Annotated in this window: 17 protein-coding genes; 2 read left to right on the plus strand and 15 right to left on the minus strand. The window is 57.6% G+C overall.

Annotated elements, in window-relative coordinates; all coding sequences use genetic code 11:
• Positions 1–119: 119 nt before the first annotated feature.
• The 7 genes from nadA to ABNS66_RS09775 form a co-directional block, all read right to left on the minus strand.
• The gene (gene nadA / locus ABNS66_RS09745) at positions 120–1,172 is read right to left on the minus strand and encodes a quinolinate synthase NadA (RefSeq protein WP_286695933.1); all 1,053 of its coding nucleotides are present in this window, start codon (positions 1,170–1,172) and stop codon (positions 120–122) included.
• 88 nt (positions 1,173–1,260) lie between these two features.
• Positions 1,261–1,986, minus strand: a complete 726-nt coding sequence (gene pgl / locus ABNS66_RS09750) for a 6-phosphogluconolactonase (RefSeq protein WP_286840239.1) — start codon at positions 1,984–1,986, stop codon at positions 1,261–1,263.
• A complete protein-coding gene (zwf, locus tag ABNS66_RS09755) occupies positions 1,979–3,430 on the minus strand; it encodes a glucose-6-phosphate dehydrogenase (RefSeq protein WP_286840241.1) in 1,452 nt (483 codons plus the stop codon). The genes pgl and zwf overlap by 8 nt, the downstream gene beginning before the upstream one ends.
• Positions 3,420–4,082, minus strand: coding sequence for a bifunctional 4-hydroxy-2-oxoglutarate aldolase/2-dehydro-3-deoxy-phosphogluconate aldolase (eda, locus tag ABNS66_RS09760; protein ID WP_286695936.1), 663 nt, complete (start codon positions 4,080–4,082; stop codon positions 3,420–3,422). The genes zwf and eda overlap by 11 nt, the downstream gene beginning before the upstream one ends.
• Entirely contained in the window at positions 4,075–5,913 is a 1,839-nt protein-coding gene (edd, locus tag ABNS66_RS09765) for a phosphogluconate dehydratase (protein WP_286840243.1), read from the minus strand. Before edd ends, eda begins: the two co-directional genes overlap by 8 nt.
• A 168-nt stretch (positions 5,914–6,081) precedes the next feature.
• A complete protein-coding gene (locus ABNS66_RS09770) occupies positions 6,082–7,221 on the minus strand; it encodes a CaiB/BaiF CoA-transferase family protein (RefSeq protein WP_286840245.1) in 1,140 nt (379 codons plus the stop codon).
• 99 nt (positions 7,222–7,320) lie between these two features.
• Positions 7,321–7,920: a TetR/AcrR family transcriptional regulator gene (locus ABNS66_RS09775; protein ID WP_154653851.1), complete on the minus strand. Its 600-nt coding sequence runs from the start codon at positions 7,918–7,920 to the stop codon at positions 7,321–7,323.
• 117 nt (positions 7,921–8,037) lie between these two features.
• Between ABNS66_RS09775 and ABNS66_RS09780 the strand changes: the two genes are divergently transcribed.
• The gene (locus tag ABNS66_RS09780; RefSeq protein ID WP_286695939.1) at positions 8,038–8,826 is read left to right on the plus strand and encodes a crotonase/enoyl-CoA hydratase family protein; all 789 of its coding nucleotides are present in this window, start codon (positions 8,038–8,040) and stop codon (positions 8,824–8,826) included.
• Here the strand turns inward: ABNS66_RS09780 and ABNS66_RS09785 are convergent.
• From ABNS66_RS09785 to ABNS66_RS09810, 6 genes are read right to left on the minus strand one after another with little or no spacing between them, the layout of a single operon-like run.
• The gene (locus tag ABNS66_RS09785; protein ID WP_204996013.1) at positions 8,815–9,336 is read right to left on the minus strand and encodes an MOSC domain-containing protein; all 522 of its coding nucleotides are present in this window, start codon (positions 9,334–9,336) and stop codon (positions 8,815–8,817) included. The two genes, ABNS66_RS09780 and ABNS66_RS09785, sit on opposite strands and share 12 nt — an antisense overlap.
• The gene (locus ABNS66_RS09790; protein WP_286840249.1) at positions 9,333–10,136 is read right to left on the minus strand and encodes a sterol desaturase family protein; all 804 of its coding nucleotides are present in this window, start codon (positions 10,134–10,136) and stop codon (positions 9,333–9,335) included. The genes ABNS66_RS09785 and ABNS66_RS09790 overlap by 4 nt, the downstream gene beginning before the upstream one ends.
• Entirely contained in the window at positions 10,129–10,785 is a 657-nt protein-coding gene (locus ABNS66_RS09795) for a TIGR04282 family arsenosugar biosynthesis glycosyltransferase (protein WP_286840251.1), read from the minus strand. The genes ABNS66_RS09790 and ABNS66_RS09795 overlap by 8 nt, the downstream gene beginning before the upstream one ends.
• 16 nt (positions 10,786–10,801) lie before the next feature.
• Positions 10,802–11,512, minus strand: coding sequence for a TIGR04283 family arsenosugar biosynthesis glycosyltransferase (locus tag ABNS66_RS09800; RefSeq protein ID WP_286840253.1), 711 nt, complete (start codon positions 11,510–11,512; stop codon positions 10,802–10,804).
• Positions 11,505–12,305: a DUF547 domain-containing protein gene (locus tag ABNS66_RS09805; RefSeq protein WP_286840255.1), complete on the minus strand. Its 801-nt coding sequence runs from the start codon at positions 12,303–12,305 to the stop codon at positions 11,505–11,507. Before ABNS66_RS09805 ends, ABNS66_RS09800 begins: the two co-directional genes overlap by 8 nt.
• 4 nt (positions 12,306–12,309) lie before the next feature.
• Positions 12,310–14,472, minus strand: a complete 2,163-nt coding sequence (locus ABNS66_RS09810) for a bifunctional TVP38/TMEM64 family protein/FAD-dependent oxidoreductase (protein ID WP_286840258.1) — start codon at positions 14,470–14,472, stop codon at positions 12,310–12,312.
• Positions 14,473–14,710: 238 nt separating this feature from the next.
• Between ABNS66_RS09810 and ABNS66_RS09815 the strand changes: the two genes are divergently transcribed.
• Positions 14,711–15,853: a GGDEF domain-containing protein gene (locus ABNS66_RS09815; RefSeq protein ID WP_286840259.1), complete on the plus strand. Its 1,143-nt coding sequence runs from the start codon at positions 14,711–14,713 to the stop codon at positions 15,851–15,853.
• Between the two features lie 27 nt (positions 15,854–15,880).
• Here ABNS66_RS09815 and ABNS66_RS09820 read toward each other — a convergent pair whose 3' ends face one another.
• Entirely contained in the window at positions 15,881–16,351 is a 471-nt protein-coding gene (locus ABNS66_RS09820; protein ID WP_286840262.1) for a Dps family protein, read from the minus strand.
• 732 nt (positions 16,352–17,083) lie between these two features.
• Complete coding sequence (locus ABNS66_RS09825) at positions 17,084–18,382, minus strand: acetyl-CoA C-acetyltransferase (protein WP_027873525.1); 1,299 nt, start codon at positions 18,380–18,382, stop codon at positions 17,084–17,086.
• Positions 18,383–18,473 lie beyond the last annotated feature (91 nt).

The following is an 18,473-nucleotide window of genomic DNA, read 5'->3' on the forward strand; positions in this document are numbered from 1 at the left end:
AGTGGCTGGCAACAACGCTGGGGGCAAAAATGGCCCCAGCCCTATGGGTTGCGGCCTGCTAGCAACAGTGTGGATGGCCTTATCCCTTGACGGGGTAACCTTAGCCTCGGCCACTGAGCTTAGGGCTTGTTTGCAGCGGCAAAGTCCAACATACGGGTCAGCGGTTTCATGGCTTTCTCACCGAGCGACGGCTCGACAAATACTTCATTGCCGCCGTTCTCCAGCACCTCAGCCAGATTTTCCAGTGCGTTCATCGCCATCCAAGGGCAATTTGCACAACTGCGACAGGTAGCGCCGCTGCCGGCCGTTGGTGCAATCACAAACTCCTTGTCCGGCACCAACTGTTGCAGCTTGTAGAAAATACCTTGATCCGTCGCCACGATCATTTGCGGGTTGGGCAAGTCACGCGCCGCATTGATGATCTGCGTCGTTGAACCGACCACGTCAGCCAGCGCAACAACGCTCGCCGGAGACTCCGGATGCACCAATACCGCCGCATCGGGATACACCTGTTTCAGGTCGAGAATACCCTGCGCTTTAAACTCTTCATGGACAATACATGCGCCATCCCAGAGCAGCACATCTGCGCCGGTCTCACGCTGCACATAGTCACCGAGGTGTTTATCCGGCGCCCAGAGAATTTTCTCTCCCTGGCTGTCCAGGTGGTCCACAACGTCCAGCGCAATACTGGAGGTGACGACCCAGTCTGCTCGGGCTTTCACCGCCGCAGAGGTATTGGCGTAGACCACGACAGTGCGATCGGGGTGGGCGTCGCAAAAAGCGGAAAACTCATCTGCCGGGCAGCCAATATCCAGCGAGCAGGTCGCCTCCAGAGTCGGCATCAATACCGTTTTCTCGGGTGACAGAATTTTCGCCGTTTCCCCCATGAACTTCACGCCAGCGACGATCAACATCGACGCCGGATGGTCGCGACCGAAACGCGCCATCTCCAGCGAGTCCGACACGCAGCCACCGGTTTCTTCTGCCAGCGACTGCAGTTCGGGGTCGGTGTAATAGTGAGCGACCAACACCGCGTCTCTCGCCTTGAGCAGCGCTTTAATACGCGCCCGCAGAGCATCGCGCTCCGCTGCGGGACGCGTCGAGGGCTCGTTGAGCCGGGCCAGATGTTCGCGCACCAACTCTTGTGCTATTGCCTGTTCCGCCAATGTCATTTCCCCATGCTGAGGACGAAAAGCGCCAGATTTTAACAAGAAAACAAACGGCTAAGCCAGAGATCAAGCTATTTAGCCTAACCGACCATCAAGGTGCCCAGTACACGCTGATCGGTACATTCTGCCCGAACAGGGCGGTAACCGGGGCAGCGTGATCAGCATACAGTGCCCGCTCCAGTACGTGCCGCTTCTCCTCACCGCAGATTTGCAGCACCAACTCGCTGCAATTGAGTAAACGCGGCAGTGTCAAACTCAAGCGCGGGTAGGGGCTCGCGGCGGTTTCCAGCGCCATACACGGCAGTGCAGAAGCCATATCCAAAGCCGCGTCGAGCTGCGGGCTGTCGGGAAACAATGAGGCGCAGTGTCCGTCACTGCCCATGCCCAATACGACGCGATCAAAGCTGGGCATGGCGCCTAAGGTTAGGCTCGCAAGGGCAGCGTCTTGTTCGGCTGACTCAGTGTGCGGCGACTTAAGTGGTACGAAGTGCGCCGCAGCCGCTGGCCCGCGAAACAGTCGCTCTCTCAACAGCCGTTCATTACTATCGCGGCTATCACTATCAACCCAGCGCTCATCGGAGAGCGTCACGGTCACTTTCGACCAATCCACAGCCTCATCGGCCAGCAGTTCCAGCAGGCGCTCGGGCGTGGTGCCGCCGGGCAGGACGAGGCTTGCCGCCCCGCTCACGCGAATACCCGCCGCCAGCGCCAGACTGAGGTCGTCACACAAAGCCGCGGCCTGCGACTCACGGCAGCTGAAGCTCAACAGCCTTGCCCCTACTTGATTGAGGCGCCGCTCTAACAGGTGCTCATTCATGCCAGCTCCGTCCATCTCTCTCGATCAGCAGCTCGGCCTTAGCCGGCCCCCACGACCCAGCATGGTAGTGCGATACCGGCATGGCCTGGCTCTGCCACGCCTGGATCAGTGCATCACACCACTGCCAGGCCTCCTCAACCTCTTCGCGGCCGACAAAAAGCGAAGGGTCGCCATTAATGACATCCAAAAACAGCCGCTCGTAGGCATCGGGGATGCGGTTCATGCCCGACGATCCGAGGAAATCCAAGTTCAAATTTTGGCGAGCCAGGGCCATTTTATTTTTGAGGCTATGCATCTTGGATACCATCTGCATCTCAATCCCTTCATTCGGCTGAAGGCGGATCACCAGTCGATTGGGGATATTTTCGCCAGTGGAAAAGATATTGTGCGGCAGGCTTTTGTAGGTAATCACGATCTCCGTCAATTTTTCCGGCATCCGTTTACCCGTGCGCAGATAAAATGGCACCCCGGCCCATCGCCAATTATCGATATGCGCTTTAATTGCTACGAAGGTTTCGGTATCGCTTTCCGCCCCGTCACTATCGGCTTCCTCCATGTAGGCGGGCACCGCCTCTCCACGGCACCAGCCCTGAGCATACTGGCCACGCACCGCATGCGCGCCGACGCTGGCAGCATCGATGCGGCGCAATGCACGCATAATTTTGACCTTTTCGTCGCGGATGCTCTCCGCCGTCATGGCATTTGGCGGCTCCATCGCCACTAAACAGAGCAATTGCATCAAATGGTTTTGCACCATATCGCGCAGCTGCCCGACACCGTCGTAGTAGGACCAACGCCCCTCTATGCCGACGGTTTCCGCCACCGTAATCTGGATATGATCGATACAGCTTTGGTCCCACTGGGCATTGATAAAACGGTTCGCAAAGCGCAGCACCAGCAGGTTCTGCACCGTTTCTTTGCCGAGGTAATGATCAATGCGATAGATATTCTCTTCACTGAAAAACTGCGCAACCGTCTCGTTTACGGCCTGGCAACTGGCAAGATCCTGGCCAACGGGCTTTTCAAGTACCAGACGGCTTTGCGGGTCGATAAGCGCATTGGCGCCGAGCTTCTCGCATATCGGGCCAAACAAACTGGGTGGCGTTGCCAGATAAAATATGGCGCGCCGCCCCGGCGACAGGAGCGCCGCCAACTGCTGGTATTCCTCGCACTTGCCGAAGTCAATACAACAGTAGTCCAAGCGCTGACAAAAGCGCGCCCACTGTTCGGCGGCAGGATCGCCCTCAATGGCCTGGGCCACACGATGTTTGATCGCCTCCAGAAATTGCTGCCGATCCTGGTGGCGCCTCGCTAAACCGATAATGCGCATATCAGCAGGCAACAGATCGGCGCAGTGCAGCTGAAAAAGTGCTGGATAGAGCTTACGCCCCGAGAGGTCGCCAGCGGCACCGAATATCAGCAAGTCGCAATCATTACTCACCATTCACCCCCATCGACGCCCGCAAGGTCTGTGCACGCTTGGCTGCCACAGTCGCTCGCTCGCGAATGGCCGGCCAGTTTTCCTCTGCCTGAAGCGCTGGCGGCGCGATCCACGACCCTCCCATACAGGCCACTGATGGCAGGGCCAGGTAGTCCGCCATATTGTCCAGACTGACACCGCCCGTCGGACAAAAACGCATCATTGGCAGCGGCCCGGCAAGCGCCTGCAAAACCTTCGCTCCGCCCATCGCCTCGGCGGGGAAAAACTTCACAAGATCTATGCCCTGCTCCAGACAGCGTATCGCCTCAGTCGCGGTGGCGACCCCAGGCATATAGGGCAAGTCGCTGTCGGCACAGCAAGCCATCAACGCCTCGGTCGCGCCGGGCGTAACAAGAAACTCACTCCCCGCCGCGCGCGCCCGCTTTACATCGTGCGCGTTCAACAGCGTTCCGGCACCAACGCACACGCCGTCGACCCGCTGTCGAATCACATCTATCGCTTCCAGCGCCGCCGATGTTCGCAGCGTCACTTCTAGCACCGGCAGGCCACCATCACGCAAGGCGATAGCCAACGGCTCTGCGTATTCCGGGCGGGCCACGCTCAATACCGGAATAATCGGCGCGCGGCTGACAATCTGCATCATAGTGTTACTCATGGCTACGCCCCTCTTCGCTTGTAAATAGCACCGAGGCTCCCATTTCCGCGCTGGTCACCTGCTGGCGTACCCCGGCAAACATTTCCCGGCCAACCCCGTCCGTCGCCACCGTAGATGCCAGCGGCGTACGCGAGGCCCACTCGTGCTCGTCGACCAGGCAATTCAATTCGCCTGCGTCGGCATCGATGACGACCTCATCGCCATCGCGCAGCCGCGCAATCGCTCCACCGGCTGCCGCTTCGGGCGAAAGGTGAATCGCAGCTGGCACCTTGCCCGAGGCGCCAGACATCCTGCCGTCGGTAAGCAACGCCACGCGATGACCGCGGTCCTGCAAAACGCCAAGCAGCGGCGTGAGTTTGTGCAATTCAGGCATACCATTGGAACGTGGCCCTTGATAAGGCAGCACGACCACACAGTCTTTGTCTAATTCCCCGGCACGAAAGCGGCTTTGCAAGTCATCCTGGCTTTGAATAACCAGCGCGGGCGCGCGAATCTTGCGCCGTGAAGAGGGTACCGCTGACACTTTGATTAACGCGCGCCCGAGATTCCCTGTTACCAGCCTGAGCCCGCCCTCGGCATCGAATGGCGAACTCATCGACGCAATAACGTCGGTGTCCAAGCTTTTCTCGGCAGCCTGCCGCCAGCGCAGCTCGCCCTGTTCCAGGTAGGGCTCACATACATAATCGCTCAGCGTCTCCGCCCACATCGTTCTGGCATCGCCATGCAATAAGCCGGCGCTTAACAGCTCAGAGAACAGCAGCCCGCTGCCCCCCGCGGCGTGAAAATGATTGATATCCGCCTCACCGTTTGGGTAGGCGCGCACCAACAGCGGGACAAGCCGCGACAGCGCATCCAAGTCATCCCAATTCACTAACACGCCGGCAGCTCGCGCTATCGCCGGTATATGTATGCCGTGATTGGTCGATCCACCAGAGGCGAGTAAAACCACCATGGCATTAACGATCGAGCGCTCATCAATCACCTCGGCCAGCGGGCGGCATCGCGGGCCAGCGCGGCTTATTTTGCAGATATGCTGAGCGGCCTCGCCGGTAAGCGCTTCGCGCAGCGCCGACCCCGGGTTGACGAAAGACCCGCCCGGCAATTGCAAGCCAAGGGCCTCAAGTATTAGCTGGTTACTATTGGCAGTACCGTAAAAGGTGCAGGTGCCGGCGCTGTGATAAGACGCAGCCTCGGCGTCGAGCAGGGCCTCGCGATCTATTTTGCCCTCGGCAAATAACTGGCGAACGCGCTGCTTCTCGCTATTTGGAATACCGCTGGGCATCGGGCCAGCCGGAATAAACAGGGTCGGCAAATGGCCAAAATGCAAGGCACCGATAAGCATACCGGGGACAATTTTGTCGCAAATGCCCAGGCACAATACGGCGTCAAACATCTGATGGGAAAGCGCCACCGCCGTTGCCTGGGCAATCACATCACGACTGAACAAGCTCAGTTCCATGCCCGCCTGCCCCTGGGTCACACCGTCACACATCGCCGGCACACCGCCGGCCACCTGGGCGGTGCAACCGAGCTCTCGGACGTAGTTTTTTATGCGCTCTGGGTAATCGCGAAAGGGTTGGTGAGCCGACAACATATCGTTGTAGGCCGTGACAATACCGACATTGGCCGACTCCATCAGCCGAATGCGCGCTTTGTCAGTACTGTCGCAGGCGGCAAAACCGTGGGCAAGGTTGCCACAACTGAGCTGCTGGCGATCGGGCTGTTGCCCCCCTGCCCGACGCTGACGACTCAGGTACGCTGCACGGCAGTCGCGACTGCGGTGTGCAATCACATTCGTAATGCGCAGCAATTCCGGGTGTATGGAAACCATTGCGGCCTCTCCTGTGGCGCTGGCAAGCGCCCGGCACAGCGTATCAAAAGCCCGTTGATACGGGCCGAACAGCCAGCTGTCTATTCACTATAGATGCCATGCGAGAAGCATACCAGCCCCAATATTCGGGCCTGCAGGAGAGCAGCAATACCTATGACTCCGGCGTGCTTAGGTCAATACGCCTTCCGCTCGCAACGCTGCCAATTGCGCCTGATCATAACCGGCCTCGGCCAGTACTTCGTCGGTGTGCTGCCCTTGGCGCGGCGCTGGCTGGGGGACCTCAGGGCGGGAGCGGCTAAACTTCGGTGCAGGACCGGGCTGAACATGGCCGCCGACCTCGACAAAACTTTCCCTGGCTTTATTGTGAGGGTGCAGCGGGGCCTCGCGCATCGATAATACCGGCGCGACACAGGCATCTGTGCCCTCCAATAGTTCACACCAGGCATCGCGCGTACGCGTCTTGAACACCGCCGCCAGTTTTTCCTTCAGTTCCGGCCAGCGGGCCACATCAAACTGACCGCCAAAGGTATCCTCGTCCAGGCCGATCTTTTCTTTGAACAGTTGATAGAACTGTGGCTCGATGGGCCCCACCGACAGATATTTACCATCTTGGGTTTCATACACCTCATAGAAATGCGCCCCGGTATCCAGCACATTCACGCCGCGCTCGTCCTGCCAGTTGAAGGCCTCGGTATTCAAATAGCTGTACATCATATGCATCAGCGCCGCGGAGCCCTCAACCATCGACACATCCACCACTTGGCCAGCACCGCTGCGCTGTGCTTCGAGCATGGCCGACACCACGCCAAACGCCAAAAACATGCCGCCGCCACCAAAGTCGCCTACAAGGTTTAAGGGGGGGACCGGTTTGTCACCCGCACGACCAATCCCGTGCAGGGCGCCGGATAACGAAATGTAATTGATATCGTGGCCAGCTGCCTGAGAGAGAGGCCCGGTCTGCCCCCAGCCCGTCATGCGGCCGTAGACCAGCTTGGGGTTGCGAGCCATACACTCCTCGGGGCCGATACCCAAGCGCTCGGCGACACCGGGGCGGAAGCCTTCAATTAAGGCATCGGCCGTTTCACATAAATTCAGCAGGGCCTCAACCGCCCGCGGATCTTTCAGATTCAAGGCGATCGATTTTTTGCCACGCTCGCTAATGCTGTTTTGAGGCTGGGCGCCGTCAGCCAATGACCGTCGCGTAACCGAGATAACTTCAGCCCCCATATCGGCAAACATCATCCCCGCGAAGGGGGCAGGCCCTAAACCTTCTATCTCGATAATACGCAGTCCGTGAAGCGGTCCCATTGTTATCCCTCTTAGTATGTGAAACACGTGACGAGCCGCCAATAAAAAGGCGGCTAAAGCCGCCCATTATTGCCCCATTTCCACTGCCCTGCCAACACATCATGCGACGAGCATACGGTGCACACTGTCGATAGTTGCCTTAGCCGTAGCCGCCTCGCCACCGTCTCTCTCGGGAGAGGACGAACAGCCAAAACGCTGAGAAATGGTGTCTAACGCATTGTGCAGCGCCGCGCCAAGCAACAAGTAGGCAATGGCGCGGGCATTCACCTGTCGGGCAATACGTCCATCCTCCTGCAGACGCTGCAGGCGCCGACACAGCGCATAGTGGACAAGGAAAAGATTGTCGGTGGGTGCACCGCCGTTGTTATCGCGATGACTACCCGTCCAAAACGAGGCCGTCAGCGGCGCGCCGGTAATATAAAATCGCTCAGCATGGTGATAAACCAGCTCCAGCCACTGGCGCAGGTCTTCGGTGGATCCATGCTCAACACAGTCTTTTGCTTCCACCAGCTCCGGTAGACGTTCGTTGATCAGCGCCCGCAACATCCCGGCTTTATCACCAAAATTATTGAATACGCTGGCTTCTGTGGTACCCGCTTTTGCAGCAACGCCGCGCGTGGTCAGCGCTCCCGCCCCCTCATCGCGCAGCAGCATATAGGCCGCGTCCAGCAGCCTTTCTCTTACTCTAGGTCTAGCCACCTTTAATCACTCCATTGATATAGGCTGGCGTTATTACACCCGAGCCATCGCGCAATGTACAAGTCGCTGCGCTAATATCTGGCTGAAATTTCAATAAAAATGCAGGAAACCGCCAATATGAGTATTACCGCGCCCGTTTCATCTCACACTGATGGAGATATTTGCCACATCCGTATACGGCGACCCGCCCACCGCAATGCGGTAGATGGCCCTACTGCCAGAGCCCTGGCCCTGGCAATGCGCAATTTCGACAATGACCCCGAGAGCAAAGTGGCAATTCTCAGCGGCGAAGGCAGCCACTTTTGTGCCGGAGCGGACCTGAAAGCCTTCTCCAGTGAGGACCCTGAGCGGTACAACCCATTAGACGACGACGGCGACGGCCCTATGGGCCCCAGTCGCATGCAGCTACAAAAACCCGTAATCGCCGCCATTGATGGCTATTGCGTGGCGGGTGGCCTGGAGCTGGCCCTGTGGTGTGACCTGAGAGTCGCCACCGAGGACGCGATATTCGGGGTGTTCTGCCGACGGTTCGGCGTGCCGCTTATTGACGGAGGCACCGTTAGACTGCCACGACTGATTGGCCACAGCCGCGCAATGGACATGATTTTAACCGGAAGGCCTGTCGATGCTAATGAGGCACTGGCCTTCGGCTTGGCCAATCGGGTTGTCCCAAAAAATCAGCTGTTAGACAGTGCCGAGGCACTGGCGCAACAAATCGCTCAAACTCCCCAGCAATGCATGCGTAACGACCGTCGCAGCGTTTTAGAGCAGTGGAGCATGGCCGAAACTGACGCGCTGAAAAATGAATTTGCACTGGGGAAAGCCAGCTTAGCGGCCGGTGAAGCACTAAGCGGCGCAAAGGCTTTTAGTCAGGGCGCGGGTCGCCACGGTCAGTCACGAGAGTGAGCTCGGCAAGGCGGACTCAGGCAGCGGCACTAATGCATCGCCCACAGCAACGCGACCGCCACGCACCACCCGCAGGCAAAGACCTCCGTAGCCGAGCATGGCCACTACGGCGCCGTCTCCCAAGGCCTGTTCCATGCGCGAGCAGGGCTGGCAAAGGGCATTGGCTTGGAAAATTGCCTCGCCAATTTGAAAATACTGATACCGCAGAGCATTGAGATTGATACCTGAGACAACCAGATTGCGGCGCAGCAGGGCCGGGTCGACACTGTCTCTCCCCAAATGCGCTGCGATACTACGCATAAATTCTCGGCTGATTAGTGACACCTGGCGACCGGAACCGGCGCGGCCGCGCAAACGGCGGTCGCCCTGTAAGCCCATGCCCTCAAGCGCCTGGCACTGTTCCACCACGACCATCGGTGCCTTGCGCTCCGGGCGCACGCCGATCCACTCCAAGCGTCCCTGCGGAAGGTCGGCCAAGTATCGAGATAACAACCGTCCCTGCGCGTTCATGTGTTATTCCTCGGCCCATTACCTTCCCGACGAAACGGCAGAATAAGCAGCGCGAGCAACTGCCCCGCCCGCTGCTGCGCGCCGGGCAGGCCCAAGCGCACCGCCGCATCCCCCTCTCGGGCGTGCGCCCGAAAACTCCCAAACAACCAGTCCCACCAGGGCACGCTAAAACCGAAATTACTGTTGGTTTCCTCAACGCGCTGAGAATGGTGAATGCGGTGCAGAGTGGGCGTTATCAATACCCGGCGCAGGCCGTGTTCCAACGTGTTGGGTAGGGCGATATTACTGTGGTTGAACATAGAGCAGGCATTTAGCACCACCTCAAAGATCAGCACAGCCAAGGCCGGTGCGCCAAGCGCCACAATGAAAACGCTTTTTATCACCATGGAAAGCAGCAACTCGATGGGGTGAAACCGCAGCCCGGTTGTTACATCCAAGGCCGTATCGGCGTGGTGAACGCTGTGCAGCCGCCACAGCCAGGGTAGACGGTGAAACACGCGATGCTGCCAGTATATTGCGCAGTCCAACACCGCAACGGCAATGACAATTTCAAGCAGCGCTGGCCACTCAATCTGATTCAACAGCCCCCAGGATTGCTGTTGCGCCCAGAGGGCAACCCCGGTGGCCGCCAAGGGAAAGACAACGCGCAGGGCGACACTGCCTATGGCCAACAAGCCCAGGTTCGCCAACCAGCGGCGGCGAGAGGCCTTGCGAAAGGGCTGCCACACTTCCAGCAGCGCCAGCACGATAAACAGGCTAGAAAACACCCCTAAGCGCAGCGCGCTCTCCCATTCAGCCACTGACACGCTCCCTATAGCTGCGCAGCGGCGGGCAGCATTCAATAAACGCCGCGGGCTGTGCTGAAATGTCCGACGCGACGTCCAGGTCGGGCAGCGGCGTGTGCTCCTGCCAGCGCAAGCCGGCATCAGCCAAACGACGACGTGTTTGCGCAAGAACCTTGTCCGTACTCCACGCCACGCCGTCAAAGACGGCTGCACATTCTCTGGCCAAGGCCAATAGTACATAGCCGCCATCGGTAGCGGGAATCACCGCAGCGTCAACGTTTTGCAGCGCACACTCGGCCCAGCGCAAATGTGCGGCGGTCAGCGACGGGCAATCTGTTCCAATCAAAATCACCCCGCTTGCCTCGCGAACGCCACGCGACGCCGCCCGCGCCATCCGCTGCCCCAGATCCCCTTCCCCTTGCTCGACACTGGAAAAAGCCGACAAACCGCGAAACGCTTGCCAGCACGCCGCGTCAGGCCCTGGGCTCAACTGGTACTCCACCGCCATTGTCGGTGGCAGCTGTGAGCATAGCTGCGCATTCCAGGCCAACAGCGACTCCGCCACTTCCGCCGCTGCCTTCTCCCCCAGGGCGGGGGCCAGGCGCGTTTTGGCACGACCGGGTAAGGGCGCTTTGGCGAAAACTTTGACTGCTGTGACTGTCACCTCTCCCTCCTTAGCCTTAACCGTAATAGCGGCGCGCAATATCGTCGGCCGAACGACCCATAAAATAGGCAATTCGCAGTCGCCACATCAGCAGAATTGTCGCCCACACGCCCTTTTCATCCCAGCGCCGCCCAGAGGTAATTACCGGCTGGGATAGACAGTGTGGTCGGCCCGTTCGCTTCAGTCGTCGACTGATTTCGATATCCTCCATCAGCGGCTGTTCCGGAAAACCCGACACCGCCGTAAATACCTCTCGGTGGACAAAAATGCCCATATCACCGGTGGCGATACCGGTAATGCGTGACCGCCAGTTCATCATGCTTGCAACCACCTTTAGCATTGACGAGCGCCCGTGTATTCGCACATCAAATCGTCCCCAGCCGGGCGGCCGCTCCTCGCAGTGACGGCGCAACGCCGTTAGCGCCTCTGTGCTGAGTAGCGTATCGATATGCAAAAATAACAACCATGCTCCACTCGCCTGCGCGGCCCCGGCATTCATCTGCCTAGCCCGGCCCGCATCACTGGCAATGACGCGCAAGCCCTGCGCTTGCAAATACTCGACAGAGCCATCGCCACTGCCGCCATCGACAAACAGCCACTCTACGGCGCCGTGGCTTTGCTTCAAACGCAAAATGGTGGGCAGCACAGCAGGCAATAGCGCCCGCTCATTGAGCAGAGGAACGATGATCGACAGCAACGGCGGACCTTGGCAGCTGGACTCAGTCACGCTTATTCAGCGCCCAGTTATAATCGGTATGGCGAATGCGCAAGGCGCCGCTGCGCAACTGACGTTGCTGCGCGCTGCTTAAACCGAGCGCGTTACCATAATGGGCAAGAAAATCCGGCAACGAGTGTAGGTCGCGCCAGCCTTTGGCGAAATCCTCTTCGTACCAATCAAATATTGGCGACACCCGCAACGCCCCCTTGCTTAGGCCATTGCGCTGACGATCTGATAAAAATCGCTGGGTCGCGGCTTCCAGCTGGCGCTCCAGTTCATCGCCTCGATAAGGCTCCCTGGACAGCGCGGGACAGCCGATGCTGGCGCAATTTACCGCGAAATGAATACGAGGCTCAGCGTAATTTTCTCGAATCATTTCATGCTCCAGCTCATCGAGACTGCGACGCTCGCCAAGTAAGTCAAAGAACGGCAGCTTCCAGGGCGAGCGAAACCAACCACCAATCTCTCGAATGGAATCGATGCCAGGGTAATGGCGCAAAATCAGCTCCACTGTCCAGGCGTTATAGGCATTGATCAAAAAAGCCAACTGCCGCGCTTCTGACCAGCGATCAAATTCCGCCGGCGACACCGCAGATAACGTTTCGAGGTAACGCGCAAGCACGGCACGGTCTTTGGCAAAGCTGCTGTAATCGACCGTTGTCGCGTAGCCACCCTCAGCCACATAGACATGCTTGGATAATAGGCTTTGCCAGAGCGCGTGCTGATCGTCAGCCCGAGAAAACTGCGCAACAATCGTCAATACCACAAAACCAAGCGTCCGCCACCAAACTGACTTCGCCACGCGATCACCCCCCTCTCTGCCAGCGGAAGAAACGCGCCAAGAGCCGCAGTATTCGCTCCGGCTGATGGGCCTTGCGCCACTCTCCGGCAAGGTATTTGTTACCCTCTGCCCAGGTGGGGTAAGGGTGAATCGTCGCCAGTATTTTCCCCAAGCCGAGCTTGTGTTTCATCGCCAGCACAAATTCTGCCAGCAAATCACCGCCCTGACTCCCGACAATGCACACGCCCAGAATACGGTCACTGTTCACTGGGGTAAGGACTTTGATAAAGCCCTGCGCGTTGCCGTCGCAAATCGCCCGATCTAAATCGTCCAGCCCGTAGCGCGTGACCTCGTAGTCGATACCCTGCGCTTTGGCTTCCTGCTCATTCAAACCCACGCGCGCCACCTCCGGGTCGACATAGGTCACCCAAGGTATCACTGAATAATCTACGGCGAATTTTTTAAATTGCCCAAACAGGGCATTAACACTGGCATACCACGCTTGATGCGCTGCGACATGGGTAAACTGATACGGCCCGGCAACATCACCCGCGGCATAGATATTGGGCATCAAGGTCTGCAAGTACTCATTGGTATCCACCGTCCTGTCAGTGGTGATTCCCAATTCTTCCAAACCAAACCCGGTCAATCTGGCACTGCGGCCAACCGCACAGATCAACAGGTCGTAGGCGACTGCCGACTCGCCCTCCGCATCGCCGTGCTGGACAATCAAACACTTTTCGCCATCGCGCATTTCACAACGCACGGCGCGGGTATGACACCGCACATCAACCCCGTCGCGGCGCAGTTGCTCGGTAACAAAATCGGCAACATCCTCGTCCTCTTTCAGCAGCAGCCGCGGCAGCATCTCGACCTGGCTTACGGCGCTGCCCAATCGAGCAAAACACTGGCTTAGCTCGCAGCCAATAGGCCCGCCGCCAAGCACGACCACTCGCTGGGGTAGCCGCTCACAGCGCTCCAAGTGATCCCACAGCGTATCGCTGGTAACAAAACCGAGCTCGGCCATGCCCGGCAGCGGCGGCACAGTTGGCGACGCTCCGGCCGCGATGACAATTGACCGCGTTGTTAACCGCCGGCTGCCTCCGTCACGATCACGAATTTCCACCGTCCAGGGATCGACAATCGTGGCGTAGCCCTGAATCACATCAACGCCCAGCTCGGTGTAGCGCTCCACACTGTCGTGGGGGGCAATGGCTGCAATCACGTCTCGTACGCGGGCGATCAAACGCGGGAGATTTAACGCTGGTTTGTGTTCCTCAAAACCATATTCCTCAGCGCGGCGGGCAGTAGCCGCCACCTTGGCCGACTTTATAAGCGCCTTACTCGGCACACAGCCGGTGTTCAGACAGTCCCCGCCCATCTCGTTTGCTTCTATCAGGCTGACCTTCGCCTTGACCGCCGACGCGATATAGGAAGTCACCAGCCCGGCTGCACCGGCACCAATCACCACCAGATTTCGGTCAAAGGATGTTGGTCGCGACCACCCCCGGTACACACGCCGCGCCTTGACGAAAGCGATAATACGCTTGGCAATAAGCGGAAAAACTCCCAGCAAGGTGAAGGACAGCAACAGCGCGGGAGATAAAATACCGGAAAGGCTTTCCAGGCTGCCCAACTGAACACCCGCATTCACATAGACCGCGGTGCCGGGCAGCATCCCCAACTGGCTCACCCAGTAAAAGCGTCGCGCCGACATAGCCGTTAAGCCCATCAACAGGTTAATTAGGAAAAACGGAAAAATCGGCACCAGACGCAAGGTAAACAGGTAGAAACCGCCCTCTTTACTCACCCCTTCATCAATACGCTGAAGGCGCTGAGGAAATCGCCGCTTCAGGCTGTCGCGAAGCAGGTAGCGCGCGACGAGAAACGCCAGCGTCGCGCCAATCGTCGAGGCGAAAGACACTAACAGCAGCCCCTGGAAAAGGCCGAAAAACGCCCCGCCTGCCAGCGTCATCACCGCCGCGCCAGGCAGAGATAATGCCGTCACCAGTACATAACAGATGAAAAAAAGTGCAAAGAAACCTGCCGGATGAGCCGTTTGAAATGCCGCTACCTGAGACCTTGCCTGCTTGAGGCCATCCAGGCTCAAATAATCCCCGAGCCCGCTGCTTAGCAACAGCACACCGGCTCCAAGCAACAACAGTATTAGCAGTATTTTCTTTTTCATGACTCACCTAGGGCCTGTTTACACTCATTGGCGTTCGTCAAGCATTCGCTCGGCGCTCACCGTTATGACGCACCGAATGCGCTACCGTTACACTCATCGAACGAGCTATGCACGCATGGCACACAATCGAAAAAGTGCGTATTATCCCCCGCTGCCTTCAACGGAGTATGTGGTACCAGCTGGCGGCAAACGAGAGATGGAACCCTCAATTAATAATAATGTTGAATAGACGCTAGCCATGATTCCACATATTCAAAACCTCTTGTTCAGGGTGATCGACCCCTGGATACCCCCCAGAGTGCCAGTCGGCAGCACCGAGCGATCGCTGTACCGTTTCCTGGCCAGTATTCTGGTTGGCACTTTCGCCTATCTCATTGTCTTGTTAACGGTAAATCAGACACTGCTGCCGCTAACGCAAGACGGTAAACGCCTCATCAATTATTTTTCTCTGGGTCTTACGTTTGGTATCACCATAGCACTGCTGACGCTACGTATTGCCGCAAAACGCCACCTGGCACTGCATATATTTATCACCACCCTCACTGGCGGCCTGGTCTATGTTGCGAGCATCACCGGTGGCTTGGGCTCACCCGCGGTGATCTGCTCGGTGATTATTCCCGCCCTCGCGACCCTTAGCATCGGTGCGAAGGCGGGCATTGGCTGGAGCCTTTGTGTTGGTTTAATTGGCTCGGGAATGTTCATTGCTGAACAACAGGGGCACAACTATCGCAACATCATCATCGACGCCAACCAAAGCCTGGCCGAATTTTCCTGCCTGGTGACCACCCATGCTTTTATCATTTTCATCGCCGTTTACTACGAGCTGAACAGCAGAAAACTGAGCAAGCAACTCCGTTTCGAGCAAAGCAAGTACTTCCACCTTGCCCACCATGACAGCCTGACCGGAATCGCCAACCGCCGCCACTTTATTGATGCCATCAATCGGGAAATTTCCCGGGCCAAGCGCAAGGGCGATCAATTCAGCGTTCTTTACTTCGACTTGAATAAATTCAAAGAGGCCAACGACAAACACGGCCACCACTTCGGCGATGAGATTTTGATCGCCTTTGCTAACCGGCTTCGTCAGGAAATCCGCGAAGACGACTTTGTTGCTCGACTGGGTGGTGATGAGTTTGCCTTGCTGCTGCGCTCGCTAGGGCGGGCAGAAGTTGTGGAGCAGCGTTTAGATGCCCTGATCCACAACCTGTCCACGCCGCTGCAACTCGGCGGCGTCGACTATCAGGTAAGTGCCAGTGTCGGCTACGCCATTTACCCTCAACACGGCAGCAATGACGAGGAACTACTGAAGGTCGCAGACCAAAACATGTACCGGGTGAAGCGCGGCGAGCGCGACAATGTTGCCGCGCCCCAATCGGTGTAGCGCATCGCGTCGCTGGCGCAAGGACTGTTAGCGGTTTAAGGCCCGCAACATCCACGCGGTTTTCTCGTGAATGCGCATGCGGTCTCCAACTAAGGCAACGGTAGATTCGTCGTCGGCCTCAGCGGCCGTGTTGAGCACCTCTCGGCAGGTTTTTACCACTTGCTCATGGCCGCGAGTCAGAATGTCGACCATGTCCTCGGCGCTGGGCACGCCATCCACTTCTTGCACTTTGCTCAATGACGCAAAGGCTTTGTAGGTGCCTGGCGCGGCAACATCCAGGGTGCGAATGCGCTCTGCAATATCGTCCACGGCGGTAGCGAGCTCGGTGTAATGCTCTTCAAACATCAAATGCAGGTCGCGAAAACGCGGCCCGGTAACGTTCCAATGGAAATTGTGCGTTTGCAGGTAGAGGGTGTAGGAATCTGCCAACAGGCGGCTCAGGCCGTCGGCGATCTGCTGTCGATTTGCTTCGTTAATACCGATATCTATCTTTTGCATAATGACTCCTATTGTCGTTTTTGACTCCGTATCACGCCGCCTGCAAGGCGACGTTTTTTTCCTACGCGAGATCGACCTCAGCCGATTGTTTCGCTGTCAGTATCGACAGTTCTCAGCTTACGCATTCACACCTGATAGGAATATTCGTTTATATCAATGGAAGTCATTGCCAAAAACAATCGCGACTACCGAAAACGCACCCGCCGCTTTATGATGACAACACTATCTTTTTACTGAGCTTATTTATGCTGCGCCCGAACCTTGGACTCTCCGGACTTTTTTTATCGCTCACACTGCTGGGCGCGTGTTCCACCCCACCCGTACAAAGCGACGCATCACGCGAAGGTTTCATCCACTGCGAGTCACCGCGATCGGAAATATGTACTCGCGAGTATCGACCGGTGTGCGGCCACCTCGACAGCCAAATTCAGTGCGTTACTCAGCCCTGTGCGGCGCCCACCCACAAAACCTATGGCAATGCCTGCAGCGCCTGCGCCGACGAGTCTGTCGTGGGCTATGAGTTTGGCAGTTGTGAGTCGTTTGGAAAGGGACGCCTATAAGGACGCCAGTAAGGACGCCAGCGAAGACATATCAAAGCACTGTTGGCCCGCGGCCAAGAGCATCCCCGCCCCCCCTAAACAAGGGCAAGGACCAGGCCATAAGCAAGGCAGCACCGCAGGAGCAAAAAAAACGGGGCCGAAGCCCCGTTTGGTGTAACGCAATGGCTATGCCTTAGCGTTCGACAATCGCCGTTACACCCTGGCCACCGGCGGCACAGATCGAAATAAGGCCTCGACCGCTGCCTTTCTCTTCCAGCATTTTCGCCAGCGTCGCGACAATACGACCACCCGTCGCCGCGAAGGGGTGGCCAGCAGCCAAAGAGCTACCATTCACATTGAGCTTGCTGCGATCAATGCTGCCCAACGCCCGATCCAGACCCAAGCGCTGTTTGCAGAATTCTTCGTCTTCCCAGGCCTTCAGTGTAGCCAGTACCTGGGCGGCAAAAGCCTCGTGAATTTCATAAAAATCGAAGTCTTGCAGCGTTAAACCAGCGCGAGCGAGCATGCGCGGAACAGCATAAGCTGGTGCCAGCAACAGGCCTTCTTTTTCGCTACCCACATCTTTGCCAAAGAAGTCGACCGCTGCCGTTTCCACAAAGCTCAGGTAGGCCTTGATCGGCAGCCCCTGCTCTTTTGCCCACTCTTCACTTGCCAACAATACCGCCGATGCGCCGTCGGTGAGTGTTGAAGAGTTGCCCGCGGTCAACGTACCCTGGCCGCTCTCTTTGTCAAAGGCAGGCTTCAGGGTCGACAGTTTCTCGATGGTAGTATCTGCGCGCAAAATATTGTCGCGACCCACCCCATTGAAAGGTGTGATTAAGTCCTCAAACAAGCCGCGCTCATAGGCAGCAGCAAGATTTTTATGGCTGTTGTATGCCAATTCGTCCTGCTCCTGGCGAGGGATGCCCCACTCTTTCGCAGTCACTTCGGTGTGCTCACCCATCGACATGCCAGTACGCGGCTCTGAGTTGACAGGGATCTGTACACCCAGATCTTTGCCTCGCAGCTGCAGGAAGGGCTTAACGCGCTCACCCAGGCTGCGCGCCTTGTTCACTTGCAACAGAATTTTGCGCAGACCCTCGCTCACGCCAATAGGAGCATCAGAGGTGGTATCCACACCACCGGCGATCGCTGCATCGATCTGCCCGAGAGCAATCTTATTGGCCACCAAGTTCAGCGCTTGTAAGCCAGTACCACAGGCCTGCTGTACATCGAAGCAAGGCGTTGCGGGGTCGAGGGAAGTACTCAGTACCGATTCGCGAGTAAGGTTGAAGTCACGGCTGTGCTTCATTACCGCACCAGCGGCAACTTCGCCAAGGCGCTGACCTTGGAGCTGGTAGCGCTGAACCAAGCCCTCAATCGCTGCGGTTAGCATGTCTTGGTTGCTAGCACCGAAATAAGCGGTATTAGAGCGGCAAAAAGGGATGCGGTTGCCGCCGATAATAGCGACGCGCTTGATGGTTTGAGCCATGACAGGTCCTCAGGTGTTTTGTCAGGTGGCGCAGTGTAACAAGCCGCAGCAAGGCCACATTGGCTGAGGCGACACGGCAGCAGCGGCGGCG

This window comes from uncultured Spongiibacter sp. (assembly GCF_964011655.1).
GTDB lineage: Bacteria > Pseudomonadota > Gammaproteobacteria > Pseudomonadales > Spongiibacteraceae > Spongiibacter > Spongiibacter marinus.